22 protein-coding genes and 1 pseudogene are annotated in these 20,099 nt (G+C 66.6%); 8 read left to right on the top strand and 15 right to left on the bottom strand.

Annotated features, from left to right (window positions below; all coding sequences use genetic code 11):
• Positions 1–186: 186 nt before the first annotated feature.
• The 7 genes and pseudogenes from ACSFBC_RS24625 to ACSFBC_RS24595 form a co-directional block, all read right to left on the bottom strand.
• Positions 187–942: a helix-turn-helix transcriptional regulator gene (locus ACSFBC_RS24625; protein WP_435512959.1), complete on the bottom strand. Its 756-nt coding sequence runs from the start codon at positions 940–942 to the stop codon at positions 187–189.
• Positions 942–1,088: a hypothetical protein gene (locus tag ACSFBC_RS24620; RefSeq protein ID WP_435512958.1), complete on the bottom strand. Its 147-nt coding sequence runs from the start codon at positions 1,086–1,088 to the stop codon at positions 942–944. The genes ACSFBC_RS24625 and ACSFBC_RS24620 overlap by 1 nt, the downstream gene beginning before the upstream one ends.
• Positions 1,085–1,246 (bottom strand): annotated as a pseudogene (locus ACSFBC_RS24615) (AraC family transcriptional regulator); the annotation flags it as partial. The gene ACSFBC_RS24620 and the pseudogene ACSFBC_RS24615, both read right to left, overlap by 4 nt.
• A gap of 30 nt (positions 1,247–1,276) precedes the next feature.
• The gene (locus ACSFBC_RS24610) at positions 1,277–1,654 is read right to left on the bottom strand and encodes a VOC family protein (RefSeq protein ID WP_435512957.1); all 378 of its coding nucleotides are present in this window, start codon (positions 1,652–1,654) and stop codon (positions 1,277–1,279) included.
• Positions 1,655–1,799: 145 nt separating this feature from the next.
• Positions 1,800–3,632, bottom strand: coding sequence for a PhoH family protein (locus ACSFBC_RS24605; RefSeq protein WP_435512956.1), 1,833 nt, complete (start codon positions 3,630–3,632; stop codon positions 1,800–1,802).
• Positions 3,633–3,811: 179 nt separating this feature from the next.
• On the bottom strand, positions 3,812–4,288 hold the full coding sequence (locus ACSFBC_RS24600) for a peroxiredoxin (RefSeq protein ID WP_183027129.1): 477 nt from the start codon (positions 4,286–4,288) through the stop codon (positions 3,812–3,814).
• Between the two features lie 138 nt (positions 4,289–4,426).
• Complete coding sequence (locus ACSFBC_RS24595) at positions 4,427–4,813, bottom strand: Mth938-like domain-containing protein (protein ID WP_435512955.1); 387 nt, start codon at positions 4,811–4,813, stop codon at positions 4,427–4,429.
• 67 nt (positions 4,814–4,880) lie between these two features.
• Here ACSFBC_RS24595 and ACSFBC_RS24590 point away from each other — a divergent pair, with 67 nt between their 5' ends.
• The 6 genes from ACSFBC_RS24590 to moaD are packed head-to-tail and all read left to right on the top strand — an operon-like array spanning position 4,881 to position 10,947.
• Positions 4,881–6,104 (top strand): pyridoxal phosphate-dependent aminotransferase, encoded by a 1,224-nt coding sequence (locus ACSFBC_RS24590; protein WP_435512954.1) that lies wholly within the window; start codon positions 4,881–4,883, stop codon positions 6,102–6,104.
• Positions 6,105–6,156: 52 nt separating this feature from the next.
• Positions 6,157–7,482 (top strand): homoserine dehydrogenase, encoded by a 1,326-nt coding sequence (locus ACSFBC_RS24585; protein WP_435512953.1) that lies wholly within the window; start codon positions 6,157–6,159, stop codon positions 7,480–7,482.
• Positions 7,482–8,897, top strand: coding sequence for a threonine synthase (gene thrC / locus ACSFBC_RS24580; RefSeq protein WP_435512952.1), 1,416 nt, complete (start codon positions 7,482–7,484; stop codon positions 8,895–8,897). Before ACSFBC_RS24585 ends, thrC begins: the two co-directional genes overlap by 1 nt.
• Before the next feature lie 11 nt (positions 8,898–8,908).
• Positions 8,909–9,466: a molybdopterin-guanine dinucleotide biosynthesis protein B gene (gene mobB / locus ACSFBC_RS24575; RefSeq protein WP_435512951.1), complete on the top strand. Its 558-nt coding sequence runs from the start codon at positions 8,909–8,911 to the stop codon at positions 9,464–9,466.
• Positions 9,447–10,694 (top strand): molybdopterin molybdotransferase MoeA, encoded by a 1,248-nt coding sequence (locus tag ACSFBC_RS24570; protein WP_435512950.1) that lies wholly within the window; start codon positions 9,447–9,449, stop codon positions 10,692–10,694. Before mobB ends, ACSFBC_RS24570 begins: the two co-directional genes overlap by 20 nt.
• A gap of 4 nt (positions 10,695–10,698) precedes the next feature.
• Positions 10,699–10,947, top strand: coding sequence for a molybdopterin converting factor subunit 1 (gene moaD / locus ACSFBC_RS24565; RefSeq protein ID WP_435512949.1), 249 nt, complete (start codon positions 10,699–10,701; stop codon positions 10,945–10,947).
• Between the two features lie 326 nt (positions 10,948–11,273).
• Here moaD and ACSFBC_RS24560 read toward each other — a convergent pair whose 3' ends face one another.
• Positions 11,274–11,585: a hypothetical protein gene (locus tag ACSFBC_RS24560; RefSeq protein WP_435512948.1), complete on the bottom strand. Its 312-nt coding sequence runs from the start codon at positions 11,583–11,585 to the stop codon at positions 11,274–11,276.
• Between the two features lie 283 nt (positions 11,586–11,868).
• Here ACSFBC_RS24560 and ACSFBC_RS24555 point away from each other — a divergent pair, with 283 nt between their 5' ends.
• A complete protein-coding gene (locus tag ACSFBC_RS24555) occupies positions 11,869–12,306 on the top strand; it encodes an Hsp20/alpha crystallin family protein (protein WP_435512947.1) in 438 nt (145 codons plus the stop codon).
• A 33-nt stretch (positions 12,307–12,339) separates the two neighbouring features.
• Positions 12,340–12,756, top strand: a complete 417-nt coding sequence (locus tag ACSFBC_RS24550; protein ID WP_435512946.1) for an Hsp20/alpha crystallin family protein — start codon at positions 12,340–12,342, stop codon at positions 12,754–12,756.
• A 37-nt stretch (positions 12,757–12,793) separates the two neighbouring features.
• Here the strand turns inward: ACSFBC_RS24550 and ACSFBC_RS24545 are convergent, their stop codons facing one another.
• The 7 genes from ACSFBC_RS24545 to ACSFBC_RS24515 all read right to left on the bottom strand — a co-directional run bounded on the left by ACSFBC_RS24545 (position 12,794) and on the right by ACSFBC_RS24515 (position 20,086).
• Positions 12,794–13,768 carry a Bug family tripartite tricarboxylate transporter substrate binding protein gene (locus ACSFBC_RS24545; protein ID WP_435512945.1) on the bottom strand — a complete coding sequence of 325 codons (975 nt, stop codon included), beginning with the start codon at positions 13,766–13,768 and terminating at the stop codon, positions 12,794–12,796.
• Positions 13,769–13,798: 30 nt separating this feature from the next.
• Complete coding sequence (gene tcuB / locus ACSFBC_RS24540) at positions 13,799–14,983, bottom strand: tricarballylate utilization 4Fe-4S protein TcuB (protein ID WP_435512944.1); 1,185 nt, start codon at positions 14,981–14,983, stop codon at positions 13,799–13,801.
• Positions 14,970–16,394 carry an FAD-dependent tricarballylate dehydrogenase TcuA gene (gene tcuA, locus ACSFBC_RS24535; RefSeq protein WP_435512943.1) on the bottom strand — a complete coding sequence of 475 codons (1,425 nt, stop codon included), beginning with the start codon at positions 16,392–16,394 and terminating at the stop codon, positions 14,970–14,972. The genes tcuB and tcuA overlap by 14 nt, the downstream gene beginning before the upstream one ends.
• A gap of 75 nt (positions 16,395–16,469) precedes the next feature.
• Positions 16,470–17,396 carry a LysR family transcriptional regulator gene (locus ACSFBC_RS24530; protein WP_435512942.1) on the bottom strand — a complete coding sequence of 309 codons (927 nt, stop codon included), beginning with the start codon at positions 17,394–17,396 and terminating at the stop codon, positions 16,470–16,472.
• A gap of 106 nt (positions 17,397–17,502) precedes the next feature.
• Positions 17,503–18,447, bottom strand: a complete 945-nt coding sequence (gene rsgA / locus ACSFBC_RS24525; RefSeq protein ID WP_435512941.1) for a ribosome small subunit-dependent GTPase A — start codon at positions 18,445–18,447, stop codon at positions 17,503–17,505.
• A 9-nt stretch (positions 18,448–18,456) separates the two neighbouring features.
• Positions 18,457–18,801, bottom strand: coding sequence for a 4a-hydroxytetrahydrobiopterin dehydratase (locus tag ACSFBC_RS24520; RefSeq protein ID WP_219210079.1), 345 nt, complete (start codon positions 18,799–18,801; stop codon positions 18,457–18,459).
• A gap of 25 nt (positions 18,802–18,826) precedes the next feature.
• Positions 18,827–20,086 (bottom strand): M48 family metallopeptidase, encoded by a 1,260-nt coding sequence (locus ACSFBC_RS24515; RefSeq protein WP_435512940.1) that lies wholly within the window; start codon positions 20,084–20,086, stop codon positions 18,827–18,829.
• Positions 20,087–20,099: the final 13 nt, after the last annotated feature.

Genomic DNA, 20,099 nt, shown 5'->3' with positions numbered 1-20,099 from the left:
GGACAGTGAAACGCGTCAGCGCCGATGATAGTGCGGGTTCCCGTGTGAAAGTAGGTCATCGTCAGGCTCTTACAGCCCTAGACAAGCCCCAACCTAACGGTTGGGGCTTTTCTTTTTGGGGAAATGGTTTCGCTGAACGAATTGAATTCGATTGAACGAAACAGAACTCGCCGCAAGCCGACGAATTCAGCCGGTTTTCGTCCGGGTGCGAGCCCTCGACTGCGTGTCGTGCGGTTTCTGCGGCACGCTCTTGTCCCGCACTTTTTCAGACTTCAACTGCCGCAGCATGTCGGCCAGCGTCTTGCCCGGCTCGTCGCGGAAGCGCTCGGGCAGTCTCTCGATCGCATCCATGCGGTCCACACGGAAGCCTCGGAAATCGCCGCGCAGTTCGCACCAGGTCGACAGTGTCCAGACCTTGCCCCAATAGAAGCAGCCCAGCGGACGCACGATGCGCTCACTGGCATCACCCGACACGTCACGGTAATGCAGCCGCAGCTTGTGGTGCGACTGCACCGACTCGCGCAGCGTTTGCAGTCGCGCGCTCAGGGCGTCGTCCAGGCCCATCGCGGGTGCATAGAGCGCCAGCGCTTCGGCGGAAACCCGGGCAGCCGGCGGTAGCGCCGACAGGATCTTGCCCAGCCCGCTCTCGATGTCGCGCGCCAGCGCCGGATCGACCCAGCTTTGCGCCATTCGCGCTGCGGCCACCAGCGCCGCAGCCTCGCCCTGCGTGAACATCAATGGGGGCAACTCGAAGCCCGCACCCAGCCGGTAGCCCACGCCGGCTTCGCCTTCGATGGGCACGCCCTGGTGCTGAAGGTCGGCCACGTCGCGGTACACCGTGCGTTCGGACACCTCAAGGCGCTGCGCCAGGAAGGCGGCCGTGGTGAGCCGGCGCCCGCGGATGAGCTGCACGAGCTGGAACAGGCGGTCGGCGCGGCGCATCAATGCGTTCCGGTGAGCTTCTTCGCGAAGTTCGTGGCGATGGTCCCCTCGCCATGGCGGGCGCGCATGGCGGTGGGAATCTCCTTGACGTTCGGCAGGTGAGGGTAGCTGGCGAGCCGGTCGTGCCAAGTCTTTCTTGGTTTCATGCAACTCCGATATGAATCGCCACTTTGTCGGGTCCTTCGCAGGCCTCGAAATCGCTGCGGCGGCTGCGCACGATTTCCGGATGCGCCTCGAAATACTGCCAGATGCGCTGCCAGGTGGCGATCACCATCTGCGGCATCTCGCCCTGGCCGGTGAACACGGCGATCCCGTTGCGGACGACCTGGCGGCTTCAGGCCAACGCGTGGAGGCCGACCTCGTTGCCTTCGGTGTCGCGCATGTGGGCGATGAAGCCCATGCCGGGCGGCAAGGCGGATTTGGGCGCGACGATCTGACCACCGGCCGGCTCGATGCGCGCGAGCACGGCGTCGATGCTGGGCATGCAGTCCAGGTAGATGCGGATGCTGCTGCCGGCGCGCGCGGTGGCACTGGCGCCGGCCTGCAGGGCGCCGCCCGTGGCGGGCTTGTCGTGGGGAAACACGGCCAGCGCGTCGCCGCCGAAGTCTTCGCGATGCAGCTTGCGGGCCAGCACGGTTTCATAGAAGGCCTGGGCGCGGTCGAGGTCGGCGACCGGAATCTCGAACCAGGTGATGGCGTTTTGTTGGGGCATGGAGGGCTCTCTTTCGTGTCTATTGAGGGAGCTCCGATGGTGCGACCCGGCTCCTGACAACGTCTTGTCAGGAGCCTGTCACTGCAGACGAAAAAAAGCCCGCCGTGCTTCGAAAAGCAGGCGGGCTTTGTCCAGGGGCCGGAGCTTAAAGCACTTCGCTCGCGAAATCCGCCAGCCGCGAACGCTCGCCGCGTGCCAGCGTGATGTGCCCGCTGTGCGGCCAGCCTTTGAACTTGTCGACCGCGAAGGTCAGGCCCGAAGAGCCTTCCGTGAGGTAAGGCGTGTCGATCTGCGCCAGGTTGCCCATGCAGATGATCTTGGTGCCCGGGCCGGCCCGGGTGATCAGCGTCTTCATCTGCTTGGGCGTCAGGTTCTGCGCTTCGTCGATGATCACGTACTTGTTCAGGAAGGTCCGACCGCGCATGAAGTTCATGCTCTTGATCTTGATCCGGCTGCGGATCAGCTCATTGGTGGCCGCACGGCCCCATTCGCCTGCGCCGCCGCCGTCGCCCTTGGCCAGGAACTCGAGGTTGTCGTCCAGCGCGCCCATCCAGGGGCCCATCTTCTCTTCCTCGGTGCCGGGCAGGAAGCCGATGTCCTCGCCCACGCTCACCGTGGCGCGGGTCATGATGATCTCGGTGTAGCGCCGGTCGTCGAGCACCTGCGTCAGGCCCGAAGCCAGCGCCATCAGCGTCTTGCCGGTGCCGGCGGTGCCGGTCAGCGTGACGAAGTCGATGTCCGGGTCCATCAGCAGGTTCATCGCGAAGTTCTGTTCGCGATTGCGCGTGTTCACGCCCCACACCGCGTTCTTGCCCGAGGCGTAATCCTTGAGCGTCTTGAGCACCGCGGTCTTGTCGCGGATCTCGGTCACGCGCGCATACATGCTCGGCTCGCCCGGTGCCTCGAAGAACACGAACTGGTTGATGTAGAGGTTCGGCACGATCGGCCCGCTGATGCGGTAGAAGGTGCTGCTGCCGCTCTGCCAGCTCTCGACGGTCTTGCTCTGGCGCGTCCAGAAGTCGGCCGGCAGGGCGTAGGAGCCGGCATAGAGCAGGTCGCCGTCCTCCAGCGTCTTGTCGTTCTGGTAGTCGTCCGCAGCCAGGCCCAGCGCGCGCGCCTTGACGCGCATGTTGATGTCTTTCGACACCAGCACCACCTCCTGCTTCGGCTGGCCCGGGCGGTCGTTGGCGTACAGGTCGCGCAGCGCCTGCACCACGCCCAGGATCTGGTTGTCGGCCTTGCCCTGCGGCAGGCTGGTCGGCAGCGTGTAGTCGAGCGGGGCGGTCTGGAAGAACAGCTTGCCGCGGGCCTCGCGATGGCCGGTGGTGTCCAGCTTCAGGCCCTTGGCGATGTCGGCGTCCTTGGCGCCGGCGAGCGCGTCCAGCGTGCGGCTGGTCTGACGCCCGTTGCGGGCCACTTCGGTCGTGCCCTTCTTGTGGCCATCGAGTTCCTCGAGCACGATCATCGGCAGGAAGACGTCGTGCTCCTCGAAGCGGAACAGGCACATCGGATCGTGCAGCAGCACGTTGGTGTCGAGCACGAACAGCTTCGCGGGGCCGGTCGACTTGGCGCGTCGTGGGCGGGCCGCTTCCTGGGCGCCGCCGCGAGCGCGCGGTGCGGGGCTCTGTGCCACCACGGGCGCGGGCGCCGGGACGGGCGTCGGTGCAGGCACCGGAGCCGGTGCGCGTTCGGCGCGGGCCTGCGGCATCTCCGATGCGGTTTCGGGCTTGGGGGCGGGCCGGGGCTTGGTCTCGATCTGCCGAGCGACTTCGGGCGCGGGCGCCGTGGCCACACGTGGGGCGGCTGCACCCTGGCTGCGTTCGTCGAACAATTCCAATGCGCGCGAGCCGTTGCCGTGAACATCCTCGGCATTCCGGCCGCCGCGGCGCGAGGCCTTGGTCGACGCGTGGGCTGGCGCGTCGACGGCGTCAGGCGAGAGAAGGGCGGCGCGTTTCGTGGGAGCGGGAGGCAAGGGCATGGGGCAGTGTGCTCGCAAAGAGGAAGCCGGAAAACGAAAAAGCCGCCTGAAGACCAGGGCGGCTTTGTTCGGGGAATGCGGTCGTGGAGCTCAACGGCATGAAGCCATTATGCACACCGTGCGTGCTGCATCGGTATGACGTGGTGTGTCGCCAACAGGGCCGCGAAAAACGGCGCTTGTCAGGCGGCTTTCTTCAGGGCCTTGACGGCCTTGAGAACGTCGTCGACATGGCCGGGGACCTTGAGTCCGCGCCATTCGGCCTTGAGGATGCCATCGGCGCCGATCAGGAAGGTGCTGCGCTCGATGCCCTTGACCTTCTTGCCGTACATGATCTTGTTCTTGACCACGCCGAACATATGGCACATCTTTTCTTCGGTGTCGGCGATGAGTTCGAACGGCAGCTCGAGCTTGGCCTTGAATTCGTCGTGTGACTTCATGTTGTCACGCGATACACCGAAAACAGTCGCGCCTGCCTTCACGAAATCCTTGTAGCGATCCCGGAACTGCATGGCTTCGGTGGTGCAGCCTGGCGTGTTGTCCTTGGGGTAGAAATACATCACCAGAACGTGCCCGAGGTGCGAGGTGTTCGACACCTTGAGACCGCCGGTGGCGTTGGATTCGAATTCGGGGATGGGTTTGTTGACAACGATCGCCATGAAACTTGTTTTCTCCGTTGGTTTCCATTCGTGCGGCTGCAAGGCCGAAAACGATGGAAGATTGGTCGTTGCTTGACTGAGAGGGGATCTGAGGGCGGATCGCCGTTCGCAACCCGATATTTTAGCTCGAAATGGCCTCTAATTGCCAGCTTTTGGCGGCTCGACCAGCAGGGCCGCCACCACGTGGCGCCCTTCGCTCGCAAGGATGTTGTAGGTGCGACAGGCGGCCGCGGTGTCCATGGTTTCCACGCCGGTGCGCTGCGCCATCAAGGGCCGCAGCCATGTGGGCTGCGGAAAGCGGATGCGCTGGCCGCTGCCGAAGATCACCAGTTCGGCCCCCAGCGCCGCAAGTTGGGCAAAGTGTTCCGGGCCCAATTCGTCGAAGTGGGTGCACTCCCAGGCGAAACGCTCGCCGCGCGAGCCCAGCACCACGCTGTGCTCGACCCGCTCGTTGTTGATCGCCACCCAGCCCGGCCCGTGCGCGGTGAGGGTCTGGACGTCGGATTTGTCGGGTTGAAGCTTCATCTGTAGGGGCGGGGAACTGTGGTCAAATTATAGGTTTTCCCCTGTGCAGGCACCCTCTGGAGGGACTTTGAAGCAGCTCAAGAAGTCGGCCAAACTGGCCAATGTTCTCTACGACGTCCGCGGCCCGATCGTCGACGCAGCCCGTCAGATGGAAGAGGATGGTCAGAAGATCATCAAGCTCAACATCGGCAACATGGCGCCGTTCGGCTTCGATGCGCCCGAAGAAATCCAGCAGGACATGATCCGCAACCTGCCGGACTCGGCGGGCTACTCCGACAGCAAGGGCATCTTCGCCGCGCGCAAGGCGGTGATGCACTACACGCAGCAGCAGGGCATCGAAGGCGTCACGCTCGACGACATCTACCTCGGCAACGGCGCGAGCGAACTGATCGTGATGGCGACCAATGCGCTGCTCGACGACGGCGACGAACTGCTGGTGCCCATGCCCGACTACCCGCTGTGGACCGCGGCCGTGTCGCTGTCCGGCGGCAAGCCGGTGCACTACCTCTGCGAAGAAGACAGGGGTTGGCTGCCCAGCCTGGCTGACATCCGCGCCAAGATCACGCCCCGCACCCGCGGCATCGTCGTGATCAACCCCAACAACCCGACCGGCGTGCTCTACCCCGACGAGCTGCTGCGCGGCATGGTCGCGATCGCACGCGAGCACAACCTGGTGCTGCTGGTCGACGAGGTCTACGACAAGGTGCTCTACGACGACGCGAAGCACACGGCCATGGCCAGCCTGTCGACCGACGTGCTGACCATCACCTTCAACTCGCTGTCGAAGGCCTACCGCTCCTGCGGCTACCGCGCCGGCTGGATGATCGTGTCGGGCCCGAAGGGCGACGCGACCGACTACATCGAAGGCCTGAACATGCTGGCCAACCTCAAGCTCGGTTCCAACGTGCCGGGCCAGTGGGCGATCCAGACCGCGCTCGGCGGCTACCAGAGCATCAAGGACCTGGTGAAGCCGGGCGGCCGTCTGCGGCGCCAGCGCGACATGGCCTACGAGCTGATCACCGCCATTCCGGGCGTGACCTGCGTCAAGCCCGAGGCCGCGCTCTACATGTTTCCCCGGCTGGACCCGGTGATGTACCCGATCGCGGACGACCGCGAGTTCTTCATGCAGGTGCTGCGCGAGACACGCGTGATGCTGGTGCAGGGATCGGGCTTCAATTTCCCGGACAACCAGCATTTCCGCATCGTGTTCCTGCCCCATGAAGAAGACCTGCGCGAGGCCATCAGCCGAATCGCCAAGTTCCTCGAGCGTTACCGCGCCCGCTTCGCCTGAGTGCGCATTGCACGGCCATCCGTCCCTTTTCGTTTTGACTGAAGTTGTATCCATGAAACCCATCCAGGTCGGCCTGCTCGGCATCGGCACCGTCGGTAGCGGCACGTTCAACGTGCTCCAGCGCAATCAGGAAGAAATCAAGCGCCGCGCCGGTCGCGGCATCGAAATCACCATGGTGGCCGACCTCGACACCGCCCGTGCCCGCGCGGCCGTGGGCGAAGGCGTGCAGGTGGTCGCCGACGCGCGCGCCGTGATCGCCAATCCGGACATCGACATCGTGATCGAGCTGATCGGCGGCTACGGCATCGCCAAGCAGCTGGTGCTCGAGGCCATCGCGGCCGGCAAGCACGTGGTCACGGCCAACAAGGCACTGCTCGCGGTGCACGGCACCGAGATCTTCGCGGCGGCCCAGCAGAAGGGCGTGATGGTCGCGTTCGAAGCGGCCGTGGCCGGCGGCATTCCGATCATCAAGGCGCTGCGCGAAGGCCTGACCGCCAACAGCATCCAGTGGATCGCCGGGATCATCAACGGCACCACCAACTTCATCCTGTCCGAGATGCGCGACAAGGGCCTGGACTTCGCCACCGTGCTCAAGGAAGCCCAGCGGCTGGGCTACGCCGAGGCCGACCCGACCTTCGACATCGAAGGCGTCGACGCTGCGCACAAGGTCACGCTGATGAGCGCGATCGCCTTCGGCATCCCGGTGCAGTTCGACAAGGCCCATGTCGAGGGCATCACCAAGCTGGCTGCGCAGGACATCAAGTACGCCGAGCAACTGGGCTATCGCATCAAGCTGCTGGGCATCACGCGCCGCGCCGCAGGCGGCATCGAGCTGCGCGTGCACCCCAGCCTGGTGCCGGCCAAGCGCCTGCTGGCCAACGTCGAAGGCGCGATGAACGCGGTGGTGGTGCACGGCGACGCCGTGGGCACCACGCTCTACTACGGGAAGGGCGCCGGCAGCGAACCGACCGCCAGCGCGGTGATCGCCGACCTGGTCGACATCACGCGCCTGCACACGGCCGATGCCGCGCAGCGCGTGCCGCACCTGGCCTTCCACCCCAACGCGATGAGCGACGACCTGAAGATCGTGCCGATGCGCGAGGTGGTCACCAGCTACTACCTGCGCCTGCGCGTGGCCGACGAGGCCGGCGTGCTGGCCAAGGTCACGGGCCTGCTGGCCAGCGCGGGCATCAGCATCGATGCGGTGCTGCAGCGCGAGGCCGATGAAGTGGGCGGCGAGGGCTCGACCCAGACCGACCTGATCATCCTCACGCACGACACGCGCGAAGGCACGCTCGACGACGCGATGGTCGAACTGCAGGCGCTGCCGACCGTGCTTGCGCCGATCGTGCGCATCCGCAAGGAAGAGCTGTCCTGATGCGCTATCTCTCGACCCGCGGCGACATCGAGCGCCGCCAGTTCTGCGACATCCTGCTCGAGGGCCTGGCGCCCGACGGCGGCCTGTACCTGCCCGAGCACTACCCGCAGGTCGATGCCGCCACGCTCGCCAAGTGGCGTGGGCTGCCGTATGCCGAACTGGCCTACGAGATCCTCTCGCTCTACATCGACGACATTCCCACCGAGGAACTGAAGGCGCTGTGCGCGAAGACGTACACGGCCGAGGTGTTCGGCTCCGAAGAGATCGTGCCGCTGCGCGAACTCGAGGACGGTGTGTACCTCGAAGGCCTGTCCAACGGCCCCACGCTGGCCTTCAAGGACATGGCGATGCAGCTGCTGGGCAACCTGTTCGAGTACGAACTGGGACGCCGCGGCGCGCAGCTCAACATCCTGGGCGCGACCAGCGGCGACACCGGCAGCGCGGCCGAGTACGCGATGCGCGGCAAGAAGGGCGTGCGCGTGTTCATGACCTCGCCCGACGGCCGCATGAGTGCGTTCCAGCAAGCGCAGATGTTCAGCCTGCAGGACGCCAACATCCACAACATCGCCATCGAAGGCGTGTTCGACGACTGCCAGGACATCGTCAAGGCCGTGTCGAACGACCTGGGCTTCAAGCGCAAGTACCGCATCGGCACCGTCAACTCGATCAATTGGGCGCGCCTGCTCGCGCAGGTTGTCTACTACTTCGCGGGCTACTTCCAGGCGACGTCGACCGACGACAAGACGGTGAGCTTCACCGTGCCCTCGGGCAACTTCGGCAACGTCTGCGCGGGCCACGTGGCGCGCATGATGGGGCTGCCGATCCGCACGCTGGTGGTCGCCACCAACGAGAACGACGTGCTCGACGAGTTCTTTCGCACCGGTGTCTACCGCGTGCGCTCGGCCGCCGACACGCACGAGACGTCCAGCCCCTCAATGGACATCTCCAAGGCCAGCAACTTCGAGCGCTTCGTGTTCGACCTGCTGGGCCGCGACGGAGCGAAGACCCGTGCGCTGTTCGAAGGCGAACTCGGCCGCAGCGGGAGCTTCGACCTGAGCGCCGACCCGGCCTTCGCGCAGGCGGCCGAGCGCTTCGGTTTCGTGAGCAGCCGCAGCACGCACGCCGACCGCCTGGCCACGATCCGCGACACCGACAAGCGCTTCGCCGTGCTGATCGACACCCACACCGCCGACGGCGTGAAGGCCGCGCGCGAGCACCTGTCGCCCGGCGTGCCGATGATCATTCTCGAGACCGCGCTGCCGATCAAGTTCGCCGAGACCATCGTCGAGGCGCTGGGCCACGAGCCCGAGCGGCCGGCCCGCTTCGAAGGCATCGAGAACCTGCCCAAGCGCGTGGTCAAGCTGCCCGCCGATGCGGAGGCGGTCAAGGCCTACATCGCCGAGCACTGCGACTAGGCCCGAGCGCCATGCACGTCATCGGCTTCGCAGGGTATTCAGGCGCCGGCAAGACCACGCTGGTCGAGCGGCTCATCCCCGTGCTGAAGCGGCGTGGCCAGCGGGTGTCGGTGGTCAAGCATGCGCACCACAAGTTCGACGTCGACCACCCGGGCAAGGACAGCTACCGCCATCGCGAGGCCGGTGCCTTCGAAGTGGTGGTCGCGTCCGACCGGCGGCTCGCGCTGATGCGCGAGTTCGAGCAGCCGTCGGAGCTCTCGGTGCACCACCTGATCGCCGAACTCTACGACGGCGTCGACTGGGTGCTGGTCGAGGGCTTCAAGCACAGCGACCTGCTCAAGATCGAGGTGCTGCGCGAGACCGGCTCGGCGCAGGGCGAGCGGCCCGCGCAATACCCCGACGATGTCTTCATCGTGGCGCTCGCCACCGACCGTCCCGATGCGCTGCCGGAGCCGACTCTGCGGCCGGTGTTCGATCTCGACGATGCCGAGGGCATCGTGCAATGGCTGCTCGACAACGCACAACGCTTCGACTACAAGGCCGAGAACCATGCGCTCTCCTTCCGTTGAACGCCCCCGGCTCACGCCGCTCGACGAGGCGCTGGCAAGCCTGCTCGCCCGGGCCCGGCCGCTCGATGCGCAGAGCGTGTCGACTTTCGAGGCCGACGGCCGCGTGCTGGCGCAGGACGTGGTGTCCGGCCTCACGGTGCCGCCGCGCGACAACAGTGCGATGGACGGCTACGCGGTGCGTGCGGCCGACTGCTCGAGCGCCGGTGCCGTGCTCACGGTCGCGCAGCGCATTCCGGCCGGCAGCGTCGGCACGCCGCTCGCGGCCGGTACCGCGGCGCGCATCTTCACCGGCGCGCAGATCCCCGACGGCGCCGATGCGGTCGTGATGCAGGAAGAGGCCAGCGCGCTGCCCGAGGAGGGCACGCCGGGCCGCGTGCGCATCGACACCGTACCGGCGGCGGGGCAGTGGATCCGCCGTGCCGGCGAAGACGTGTCGCGGGGCGACGTGGTGCTGGCGCGCGGCGAGCGGCTGGGGCCGGCGGCACTGGGCCTGGCGGCCAGCGTGGGCCTCGACCGCCTGATGGTGGCCCGGCGACCGCGCGTGGTGCTGCTGTCGACCGGCGACGAACTCGTGATGCCGGGCGAGGTCGCACCCGAGGCCATGAAGCCCGGCGCGATCTACAACTCCAACCGCTTCTTCATGCGCGCGCTGCTGCAGCGCCTGGGCTGCGAGGTGAGCGACCTGGGCATCGTGCCCGACCGCCGCGATGCGACCATCGAAGCGCTGCGTGGCGCGGCCGAACACAACGACCTGATCATCACCACCGGCGGCGTGTCGGTCGGCGAGGAAGACCACATCAAGGGCGCGGTCGAGGCGCTGGGCGAACTGCAGCTGTGGTCGCTCGCGATCAAGCCCGGCAAGCCGTTTGCCTACGGCCGCATCGGCCAGGCGCATCTCACGGGCCTGCCGGGCAACCCGGTCTCCAGCTTCATGACCTTCGTGCTGCTGGTGCGTCCCTTCCTGCTGGCGCTGCAGGGCGCGACGCATGTGGCGCCGCAGCCGGTGGCCATGCGTGCCGACTTCGACTGGCCGCGCGCCGACCGCCGCCGCGAGTTCCTGCGCGCGCGCCGCAATGCAGAGGGCGGGCTCGATCTGTTCCCGAACCAGAGCTCGGGCGTGCTCACCTCCGCGGTCTGGGGCGACGGCGTGGTCGACACGCCGGCCGGGCAGCCCATCCGCCGCGGCGACATGGTGCAGTTCATCTCTTTCGCCACCCTGCTGGCCTGACACCATGAAGATCGCCATCCGTTACTTCGCCTCGGTGCGTGAAGCACTGGGCGGCGGCGAGACCGTCGACACGCAGGCCGCCACGCTGGCCGAACTGCGCGACGAACTCATCGCACGGGGCATGCCGCATGCCACGGCGCTGGCGCGCGGCAAGGCCGTGCGCATGGCGCTCGACCAGACCATGCGCGACGAAACGGCTGCGCTGCACGATGGTTGCGAAGTCGCATTCTTTCCGCCGGTGACAGGCGGTTAGCGAGTCGCGGATCGCCATCCCATTCCGAGCCGATGGGGCCCGGTGAACGAATCACGTTGACTGGATTGGGGTGGTCTCGCGGGGGCGGTGCCTCTTGGATGCGCCAGGAGGCCTGACGCCCGCTTGACACGGCGCAAAGCATCCCGGGTGATGAGATAAGCCTCGAGCTGCTTTTCGCTCAGGTAGGGGCGGCGAGCGACGCTTGCGGTCTTGTGGGGGCGACCATCGTGGGGTGTCGCAGAAAAGTCAGAAGGCGGTGGCATGGCAACTCCTTTCTCAAGCGGTGGCGACAGTGCGTGTCAGACCGTATCGGTCTGCGAGCCGACTCAGAAGCGCTCTGTACCCGCGCCACCCTTCTTGTGGATGATCGAGCGAGCTCGGCTCGCCGCGAGATGGAGCCAGGAGGGCTTCGTACTGGCGTCGGGTGCATTCCGAGCCGGATAGTGAAAACGCAACAGCTCGGCGTTTCCTTTCTCCGTGATCGCAATGACCTGCGCCCCGCACTCCGGTGGCTCGCCCACTTTGGCAATCACCAACCCAGCCTGCCGGAGGATCTTGACGGCATCAATATCCTTGGGACTGGTGAAAGCCTTTGGAAGCGGCATGGCGGCCACTTGCCTCAGGAACTGGATCGACATGGCGTTCTCCTCTAGGGGGAATGAAAAATCAGCGCCCGAAAGCGTAGCGTTGAGCCATCCGTTTGCAAGTCGGCGCGGCGCCTACAAGCCATGTCGGACTTGCCGTCGTGAGGGGGCCTCCCGACCAAGGCGATCTCAAGCGCCGTGGCATTTCAACCCGCTCGAAGAGCGGGAAAAAATCAAATCACGGGCTCTTGAACTTCATGGCGGATCCCCTAGTTACCGATCGGACGCGCTGGACACGCTTCCAGCGCGCCTTCGTTCAACCACAGGAGGTTTCGCCATGTACCGATCGCTCTTTCCCCGCGACATGTTCGCCGAGCTCGATCGCCTGCAGCGCGACATGCAGCAGGCGTTCGACTTGTCCCCCACCATCCGCGGCGTGGGCCGAAACAATTTCCCGGCCATCAACGTCGGCAGCACGCCGCAGTCCATCGAGGTGTACGCGTTTGCGCCCGGCCTCGATCCAGCGGAAATCGACGTGAAGCTGGAGCGCGGGCTGCTCACCATCGCAGGCCATCGCGAGACGGGTCTTCCGGCGCCCGATGCCAAGGCCGCAATCCACATCAACGAACGTTTCGAGGGCAGCTTCCATCGGGTGCTCACCCTTCCCGACGATGCAGATCCGGAGGCGGTCAACGCCCGCTACAGCGATGGCGTGCTGCGGATCAGCATTCAGCGCCGGGCGAGCGCACAGCCGCGGCGCATCGCGGTTCAGTGATCGGACGTGACACCATCGAAAGGAGAGAACGAAATGAACATCCAGCAGACGCCCGCGACCAAGGACGACGCCTCGAAGCAACCGTCGGCGGGCCACCCACAGCGCGCCCACTACAGCGATGCTGCGCTGACGCCGCCGGTCGACGTGGTCGAGGATAGCGGAGGCATCACCCTGTATGCCGACCTTCCAGGCGTATCTCGCGACAAGCTACAGCTGAATGTCGAGGCCCACACGCTCACGATCGAAGCAGAATCTGCCTTGGCACAGCCCGAAGGCTTGCAGTCGAGCCACACGGAAGTGGGTCTGGCGCGATTCCGGCGCTCTTTCACCTTGAGCAACGAACTCGACACGGAAAAGGTGAGTGCGGAGTTCCAGCAGGGCGTGCTCCGTCTGCGGATTCCCAAAGCCGCGCATGCGCAGGCGCGCCGGATCGAAGTCGAGGTGGGGTGAGTCCGAATGCCCCGCGCGCAGCGCGGGTTGCCGGGCCCTAATTCGCGGTGATCTTCCGATCGCGCACGATGGCGCTCCATTTGAGGTCCTCTTTCCTCATGAAATCGGTGAGTTGTGCGCGTGTGGTGGGCTGCGGCGTCAGGCCGTGCTTGTTGAGCGCGTCCTTCACGCCGGGGTCGGCCAGAACCTTGACGATGGCCTGGTTCCACCGCTCCAGCAAGGCCACGGGTGTCTTGCCGGGTGCCACGAAGGCGTACCAGTTGAGCGCTTCGAAGCCCGGGTAGCCCGACTCCGCCACCGTCGGGATGTTGGGCATGTAGGCCGGACGCGTCAGGCCGGTGGTCGCCAGCGGGATCAGATTGCCCGCCTCGACCTGGGGCAGTGCAGTCGGCGGCGCCGAAAAATACGAGGCGATGCGCTGGCCCAGCAAGTCCTGCAGGGCAGGCGCGCCGCCCTTGTAGGGCACATGCACCATGTCGATGCCGGCGCGTTGATTGAACAGCTCTCCGGCCAGATGGGATGCGGAGCCGGCACCGGTCGATGCGAAGTCGATGCTGCCGGGCTTCTTCTTCGACAGCGCGACGAACTCGGCCAGGGTCTTCGCACCCACGCCCTTGTGCACCACCAGCACATTGGGAAAGTTCACGCCTCCGGAGATCGCAGCCAGGTCCTTGAACGGGTCGTAGCTCACCTTCATCACATGCGGTGCGATGGTCAGGGGGCCGATGGAGCCGAACAGGAGCATCGAGCCGTCGACAGGCCCGTTGGCCACGTACTGGTGCGCGATGTTGCCGCCGGCGCCGGCCTTGTTGTCGATGATCACCGTCTGGCCGATGTCCTCGCCGAGCTTCTTGGCGATCAGTCGTGCCGCTGCGTCCGCTGCGCCGCCCGGCGCGAAGCCGACCACCATCGTGACGGGTTTCTTCGGCGGGAAGTCCTGGGCATGCGCATGCCCCGCCAGGCAAAGGGCCGCGCCCAGCGCCGTGAAGTGCAGAAGTTGTCTTTTGTTCATCGAGGTCTCCGTGGGGTTGTCGGGTTGTGATCAGTCCACGCCGAGGCCGACGGGGTTGGGCAGGCGCTTCTCGACGGCATGGCGCAGCAACGCGGCGCTTCGGAAGATGCCGTGGCCAAACTTGCCGTAGGGCATGGTGGCGAACAGCGCCATGACCGCGCCCAGGTGCAGGCACAGCAGCAGGGCCAGGGCCGGCGTACCGCGGCCGAGCCACAGGGCCAGGCCGCTGGCGCTGGTGAGGAACAACAGGGCGATGAAGCCCAGGTCCATCGGCTTTTGAGCCAGGTCGCCATGCAGGGGATGGCGCTTGCGGTTCAGGTGCCACAGGCCCGCAGTGCCGAGCATCAGGCTGATGCCACCGACCACGCCAAGCAGTTTGGGGAGACTCGGAAGGGCGTAGGGTGCAACCCAACCGAAGGCGTAGTGGTACAGCGTGGCCACGCTGGTGGCGGCGAAGCACAGCATGAAGCCGTAGAAGGTGAGATGGTGAAAGCGCCTGCGTGCCAGCGTGTAGGCGTCGTCTTCGTTGTGGCAACCCTCGCCATGGCCGCCGTCCAGGTACTTGAGACGCAGCACCGCATCGGTGGCTTCGGCTGCAGCGCGGCCATTCAGCGGCGCGCCGCTGGTGGCTGGTGTGATGTCGCGCCAGAAACGCCGCACCCCCATGGCCAGCGCCAAGGTGGCGAACAGGAACACCGGGGCGAACAGTCCCACCAGCAGGTTGTGCGGAAACACGCTGTAGAAGTTCTCGCCAGGCGCGGCGCCCCACAGGCCGCCCTTCATCGCCACGGCGAGCGCCAGGAACAGCGCCAGCGCAGCAGCCAAGGCCAGGGAAAGCGTGAGCCCGTTGCGTTGGTAGAGCACGCCCAGTGCGGGCGGCCAGGCGTAGTCCACATAGGTCTGGCCGCGCACCTCGGCCATGGCCTTCGGCACGTTGACGGCGAACTCGTGCGGCGGCGCGTACTGGCAGGCATGCAGGCAGGCGCCGCAGTTGTGGCAGAGGTTCGCCAGGAAATGGATGTCGGCCTTGCCGAATTCGAGCCGGCGCGTCATCGCCGGGAAAACCGCGCAGAAGCCCTCGCAGTAGCGGCAGGCGTTGCAGATCTGCATCTGCCGGCCGACCTCGGTCTCGGCGGCCGAAAGAATGGGGATCACGCGGCGCGGACCCTCTGCGAGCGACGCGGCGTCGCGTGCCAGGGCTTCAAGCGTTTGCATGGAGAAACTCCTTCTGCTGCAGGACGGCGGCTGCGGCCTGGGTGCCAGCGATGCGGCCGAAGGCGGTGCCGATGCTCATGCCGACGCCGGCGGTGTAGCCCTTGCCGAGCACGTTGCCGGCCATCATTTCGCCGGCCACGAAGAGGTTGGGACTGGGCCGATCGTCGAAGCGCACGGCCGTGCTGTCGTCCACCTTCAAGCCCAGGTAGGTGAAGGTGATGCCAGGGCGCAGCGGGTAGGCATGAAAGGGCGCGGTGTCGATGGGACGCGCCCAATGGGTCTTGGCGGGGACCAGGCCTTCGGTATGGCAGTCGTCGAGGGCCGTGTGGTCGAAGCGGCCGACATGGCACGCCGCGTTGTAGTCGGAGATGGTGTGTAGAAAGGTCGCTTCGTCCAACCCGAGCTGGCGCGCCAGCTCGGGCAGCGTGTCGGCGACCGTGCCGGGGAACACCGGTGGCATGAAGCGGCCCACGGCCTTCTGATCGATGATGGAGTAGGCCACCTGGCCCGGCTGCTGTGCCACCAGCCGTCCCCAGATGGCATAGCGCTTGGGCCAGAAGTCCTCGCCTTCGTCGTAGAAGCGGCGAGCCTCGCGGTTGACCACCACGCCCAGCGACACGCAGTCGATGCGCGTGCAGATGCCGCCGTCGTAGAGCGGTGCGCGGGCGTCGATGGCCACCATGTGACCCTGCGAGGGATCGCCGACGGTGTCGGCGCCGGCATCGATCAATTGCCTGAGCAGGACGCCCTGGTTGAACCGCGTGCCGCGGATCAGGAAATTGTCGGCCGGCCATTCGCCACGCTCGTTCTGGCCCCAGGCCTCGCGCAGCCATTCGCGGTTCGACTCGAAGCCGCCGGCTGCGAGCACGCAGCTTCTTGCGGTGATGCGTTCACCGCCCTCCGTTCGGACGGCTGTGAAACGCTCGCCGTCGAGTTCCACCGACACCACCGGCGTCTCGTAGCGGATCCGCACGCCGAGGCGCTCGGCGCTGCGGTAGTAGGCGTTCATCAGCGCCTTGCCGCCGCCCATGAAAAACGCGTTGGTGCGCGCCACATGCAGTGCGCCCGAAAGGGGCGGCTGGAAGTGCACGCCGTGGCTGCGCATCCAGTCGCGACAGCTGGATGAAGCACGAATGACCAGCCGGGCCAGGTGTTCGTCGGTCAGCCCGCCCGTCACCTTGAGCAGGTCCTGCCAGTATTCTTCCTCGGGGTAGGCTTCGACCAGCACGTCCTGCGGCGCGTCGTGCATGCAGCGCAGATTGCGCGTGTGCTGCGAGTTGCCGCCACGCCAGGCCTTGGGCGCCGCTTCGAGCAGCAGCACGCTGGCGCCGGCTTCGCGCGCCATCAGTGCGGCGCAGAGTGCGGCATTGCCGCCCCCTATGACCAGTACATCGGCCTGCTCATCGCTCATCTTCGTCTCCTTGTGGGTCAGGAGACTTTAGGCACGCAGCCCTTCTGCCGAAAGGCTACTTCAGGCAACGGGCGTTCAGTTTTCGTGAAGGCTCGCGCCGACCCATCGGCCTTCGCGCACCAGCGCACGGGCGGTGTCCGCCATCACCACGCGGGTGGCCAGAGCGGCCGGTGACAGTTCGTCGTCCGACAGGCTGACCAGCAGGCTGCGACGGCCCACATGCGCATCGGTGATCTGGCTGCTGTGCACGCCGTCCGCTGCCTGCCGCGCGATGGCGGCCCCGGGCTGGATCGTCGCGCCCAGGCCGGCACGTACGGCATCCATCAGGAGTGCGAGGCCGTCGATCTCGGCGACGACGCGGGGCACGACGCGCGCCCTTTGGAACGCGGCAGTGAGCGTGGCGCGCAGACCATGTCCGGCGCTCGGCATGATCAACGGCACCTCGGCGAGCTGGGTCAGCCGCACCTTGGCGCCAGCCGGCCGCTGCGCCAGTTCGGTGGCGGCGAGGACGAAGAGCTTTTCATCGAGCAAGGGCTCGATGCTCCAACGACGCGGCGTGGTGGTCTCGAACAGCACGGCCAAATCGAGTTGGCGAGCCTGCAACATGCTGGCCAGATTGCCCGACAGCGACTCCACCAGGTGCAGCCGCACGTCGGGGTAACGAGCGCGCATGGCCTGCATCAGGGGCAGCCCGAGCACGGAGGCGGTGGTGGGCGCCAGGCCCACGCTCACGTGCCCCGACAGACGCGCCTGCTGCGCCGCGCGCACCGCCTCGTCGGCATGGCGGAGCGTCAGCTGCGCCTGCTGCAGGAAAGCCACGCCGGCGTCGGTCGGGCTGACGCCGGTGCTGCTGCGCTGAAGCAACCGTGTGCTGAGTTCGCCCTCCAGACGGCTGATCTGCTGACTCAGCGCCGATGTCACCACACCCAGCTCGATGGCAGCACGGCCCATGCTGCGCAACTCGCAGACTTTCACGAAATACCGAAGTTGGCGGAGTTCCATGGAGTGCGTCCAGCAGCCTGCGGTGGGCCATCGAGATGATGTCGCCCCATCGTAAGGGCAAGGCGAAATCGCAGCGTCGTGAGGTGGGCTCGGCGGTCGACAGGTGTCAGTAGCGCGTCTGGCTCAGCTCGGCAAAGAGCTCGCCGTAGATCCGATAGCGCGTGGTGTTGATCGCGCCCGGGTGCGCCGGCGAATCGACCTGCGCGATCACGCCGCAGCCTGGTTCGTGCAGGTGCGAGCAGTTGTAGAACTTGCAGTTGTCCGCATGCGCGGCGATGTCGGGCATCAGCTTGGCGAGCTGCATCGGCTCGATGTGGTTGAGCCCGAATTCCTGAAAGCCCGGCGAGTCGATCAGCCCCGTGGTGCGCTCTGCATCGACCCAGTACCAGGTGGTGCTGGTGGTCGTGTGCTTGCCCGAGTTGAGCGCGTAGGAAATCTCGTTGGTCAGCGCCGAGGCGCTCGGCACCAGCAGGTTGATCAGCGTGCTCTTGCCCGCGCCCGAAGGCCCGAGCACCAGCGTGCTCTTGCCGGCCAGCTGCTGCATCAGCACCGCGCGGTCGTCGGCGCCCGAAGCCGTGAGCGACAGCGGCAGCACGCCGGGGTACATGCGCCGATAGGGTTCGAGCCGGGCCCAGGCACGCGCGAAGGGCACGGCCAGGTCGCGCTTGTTGAGCGCGATGATCGGCGTGATGCGCTCGGCCTCGGCCGCGATCAGCGCGCGCGCCAGCTGGTGCTCGGAAAACTCGGGCTCCGCCGCGATCAGGATCAGCACCTGGTCGAGGTTGGCCGCGAAGGACTTGGTGCGGATCTCGTCCTGCCGGTAGAACAGGTTCTTGCGCTCCACCACCTTCTCGATGGTGCCCTCGTCCTCGCTGGCCTGCCACTTCACGCGGTCACCGACCACGGACTGGCTCTTCTTCCCACGCGGATGGCAGATGCGGCGTTCGCCGTCGGGCGTCTCGACCAGGCAATGGCGGCCGTGGCTCGCGATCACCAGGCCGTCGCGGAGGGCGGCGTTGGCGGCGGCCGTGGCGCTGCGTGGCTTAGCCACGGTCAAACCTCATGCAGCCGCCAGCAATGCGTCGGCCTGGGCCGCGCACTCGAAGTCGGTGGCCGAGATGCCGGCCACGTCGTGCGTGTTGAAGCGCACCACGCAGCGGTTGTAGTGCACCGAGAGGTCGGGGTGGTGGTCGAAGCGGTGCGCCACCAGGGCCAGCGCGTTCACGAAGGCGATGGTCTCGAAGTAGTTCGTGAAGGTGTAGGTCTTCTCGATCGCCACGGCCGCGCCGTCGCCGGTGAGCTTCCAGCCCTCGAGGCGGGCGAGGGCGCTGACAATCTCCGTGGCGCTCTGGGCACGCCGTGGCGGCGTGTTCTTCCAGTCCTTGATGTTGAGCATGCTGGTCATGGTGCGGAATCTCCAGAGAGGGGCATCAGGCCGTGCCCATGCGCGCGAGGCGCTCCGAGGCCGGCGGGTGCGAATAGTAGAACTTGACGAACACCGGGTCGGGCGTGAGCGTCGACGCGTTGTCCTGGTAGAGCTTGAGCAGCGCGGCGGCCAGGTCGGCACCGCTGGTCTGGGCCACCGCATAGGCGTCGGCCTCGAACTCGTGCTTGCGCGACATCCGGGCCGACAGCGGCGCCACGAAGAAGCCGAACACCGGCACCGCCAGCATGAACAGCAGCAGCGCCAGCGCGTTGTTGGGCGCGGCCATGTTGGGCTGCACGCCCAGGCCCGCGTAGAACCAAGACTGGCTCGACACCCAGCCCAGCAGCGCGAAGCCGGCCAGGCTGAGCGCGAACATCGTGACCATGCGCTTGACGATGTGGCGGTGCTTGAAATGGCCCAGCTCGTGCGCCAGCACCGCCTCGACCTCGCCGGCGTTCAGCTGGCGCAGCAGCGTGTCGTAGAACACCACGCGCTTGCTGGCGCCGAAGCCGGTGAAGTAGGCGTTGGCATGTGCGCTGCGGCGGCTGCCATCCATCACGAACAGGCCCTTGGCCGCGAAGCCGCAGCGCTGCATCAGCGCCGTCACGCGGGCCTTGAGGCTGGCGTCGTCCAGCGGCTTGAACTTGTTGAACAGCGGCGCGATGAAGCTCGGGTACACCAGCATCAGCAGCAGGTTGAAGCCGGTCCACGCGGCCCAGGCCCAGAGCCACCAGAGTTCGCCGGCCGCGCCCATGAGCCAGAGGATCAGCGCCGCGATCGGCAGGCCGATGACCGCGCCGAGCACCATGCCCTTGACCGCGTCGCCCAGCCAGAGCTTGAAGCTCATCTTGTTGAAACCGAAGCGCTCCTCGAGCCGGAAGGTCTGCCACAGCGTGAAGGGCAGGTCGAGCAGCCCGCCGATCAGCACGAAGGCCGCGAGCAGCGTCAGTTGCTGCGCCATGCCGCCGCCGATCCACACCAGCAGCACCTTGTTGAGCAGGTCGAGGCCGCCGAGCAGCGTCCAGGCCAGCAGCAGCGCCGCGCCCCAGGCCATCTCGAGCAGGCCGAAGCGGGTCTTGGCGACGGTGTAGTCGGCCGCCTTCTGGTGGGCGGCCAGGGTCATGGTCTGCGCGAAGACGGCCGGCACGGCGTCGCGGTGACGCGCCACGTGGCGGATCTGGCGCGTGGCCAGCCAGAACTTCACGGCGAGGCCGGCGATGAGTGCGGCGGCGAAGGCGCAGGTGAAGCCGAGTGCGTGGGACATGGGGCGCCGAGTT

The sequence above is a fragment of the Variovorax frigidus genome (assembly GCF_051216515.1).
Classification (GTDB): Bacteria; Pseudomonadota; Gammaproteobacteria; order Burkholderiales; family Burkholderiaceae_C; genus Variovorax.
Note: the sequence above shows the minus strand (reverse complement) of the source record. Positions and strands in the feature narration are given on the sequence as shown.

What these genes read in the sequence shown, in the direction of transcription:
- ACSFBC_RS24625 (WP_435512959.1), bottom strand. Translation starts at nt 942, where the DNA reads ATGCGCCGCGCCGACCGCCTGTTCCAGCTCGTGCAGCTCATCCGCGGG.
- ACSFBC_RS24620 (WP_435512958.1), bottom strand. Translation starts at nt 1,088, where the DNA reads ATGAAACCAAGAAAGACTTGGCACGACCGGCTCGCCAGCTACCCTCAC.
- ACSFBC_RS24610 (WP_435512957.1), bottom strand. Translation starts at nt 1,654, where the DNA reads ATGCCCCAACAAAACGCCATCACCTGGTTCGAGATTCCGGTCGCCGAC.
- ACSFBC_RS24605 (WP_435512956.1), bottom strand. Translation starts at nt 3,632, where the DNA reads ATGCCCTTGCCTCCCGCTCCCACGAAACGCGCCGCCCTTCTCTCGCCT.
- ACSFBC_RS24600 (WP_183027129.1), bottom strand. Translation starts at nt 4,288, where the DNA reads ATGGCGATCGTTGTCAACAAACCCATCCCCGAATTCGAATCCAACGCC.
- ACSFBC_RS24595 (WP_435512955.1), bottom strand. Translation starts at nt 4,813, where the DNA reads ATGAAGCTTCAACCCGACAAATCCGACGTCCAGACCCTCACCGCGCAC.
- ACSFBC_RS24585 (WP_435512953.1), top strand. Translation starts at nt 6,157, where the DNA reads ATGAAACCCATCCAGGTCGGCCTGCTCGGCATCGGCACCGTCGGTAGC.
- thrC (WP_435512952.1), top strand. Translation starts at nt 7,482, where the DNA reads ATGCGCTATCTCTCGACCCGCGGCGACATCGAGCGCCGCCAGTTCTGC.
- mobB (WP_435512951.1), top strand. Translation starts at nt 8,909, where the DNA reads ATGCACGTCATCGGCTTCGCAGGGTATTCAGGCGCCGGCAAGACCACG.
- ACSFBC_RS24570 (WP_435512950.1), top strand. Translation starts at nt 9,447, where the DNA reads ATGCGCTCTCCTTCCGTTGAACGCCCCCGGCTCACGCCGCTCGACGAG.
- moaD (WP_435512949.1), top strand. Translation starts at nt 10,699, where the DNA reads ATGAAGATCGCCATCCGTTACTTCGCCTCGGTGCGTGAAGCACTGGGC.
- ACSFBC_RS24560 (WP_435512948.1), bottom strand. Translation starts at nt 11,585, where the DNA reads ATGTCGATCCAGTTCCTGAGGCAAGTGGCCGCCATGCCGCTTCCAAAG.
- ACSFBC_RS24555 (WP_435512947.1), top strand. Translation starts at nt 11,869, where the DNA reads ATGTACCGATCGCTCTTTCCCCGCGACATGTTCGCCGAGCTCGATCGC.
- ACSFBC_RS24550 (WP_435512946.1), top strand. Translation starts at nt 12,340, where the DNA reads ATGAACATCCAGCAGACGCCCGCGACCAAGGACGACGCCTCGAAGCAA.
- ACSFBC_RS24545 (WP_435512945.1), bottom strand. Translation starts at nt 13,768, where the DNA reads ATGAACAAAAGACAACTTCTGCACTTCACGGCGCTGGGCGCGGCCCTT.
- tcuB (WP_435512944.1), bottom strand. Translation starts at nt 14,983, where the DNA reads ATGCAAACGCTTGAAGCCCTGGCACGCGACGCCGCGTCGCTCGCAGAG.
- tcuA (WP_435512943.1), bottom strand. Translation starts at nt 16,394, where the DNA reads ATGAGCGATGAGCAGGCCGATGTACTGGTCATAGGGGGCGGCAATGCC.
- ACSFBC_RS24530 (WP_435512942.1), bottom strand. Translation starts at nt 17,396, where the DNA reads ATGGAACTCCGCCAACTTCGGTATTTCGTGAAAGTCTGCGAGTTGCGC.
- ACSFBC_RS24520 (WP_219210079.1), bottom strand. Translation starts at nt 18,801, where the DNA reads ATGACCAGCATGCTCAACATCAAGGACTGGAAGAACACGCCGCCACGG.
- ACSFBC_RS24515 (WP_435512940.1), bottom strand. Translation starts at nt 20,086, where the DNA reads ATGTCCCACGCACTCGGCTTCACCTGCGCCTTCGCCGCCGCACTCATC.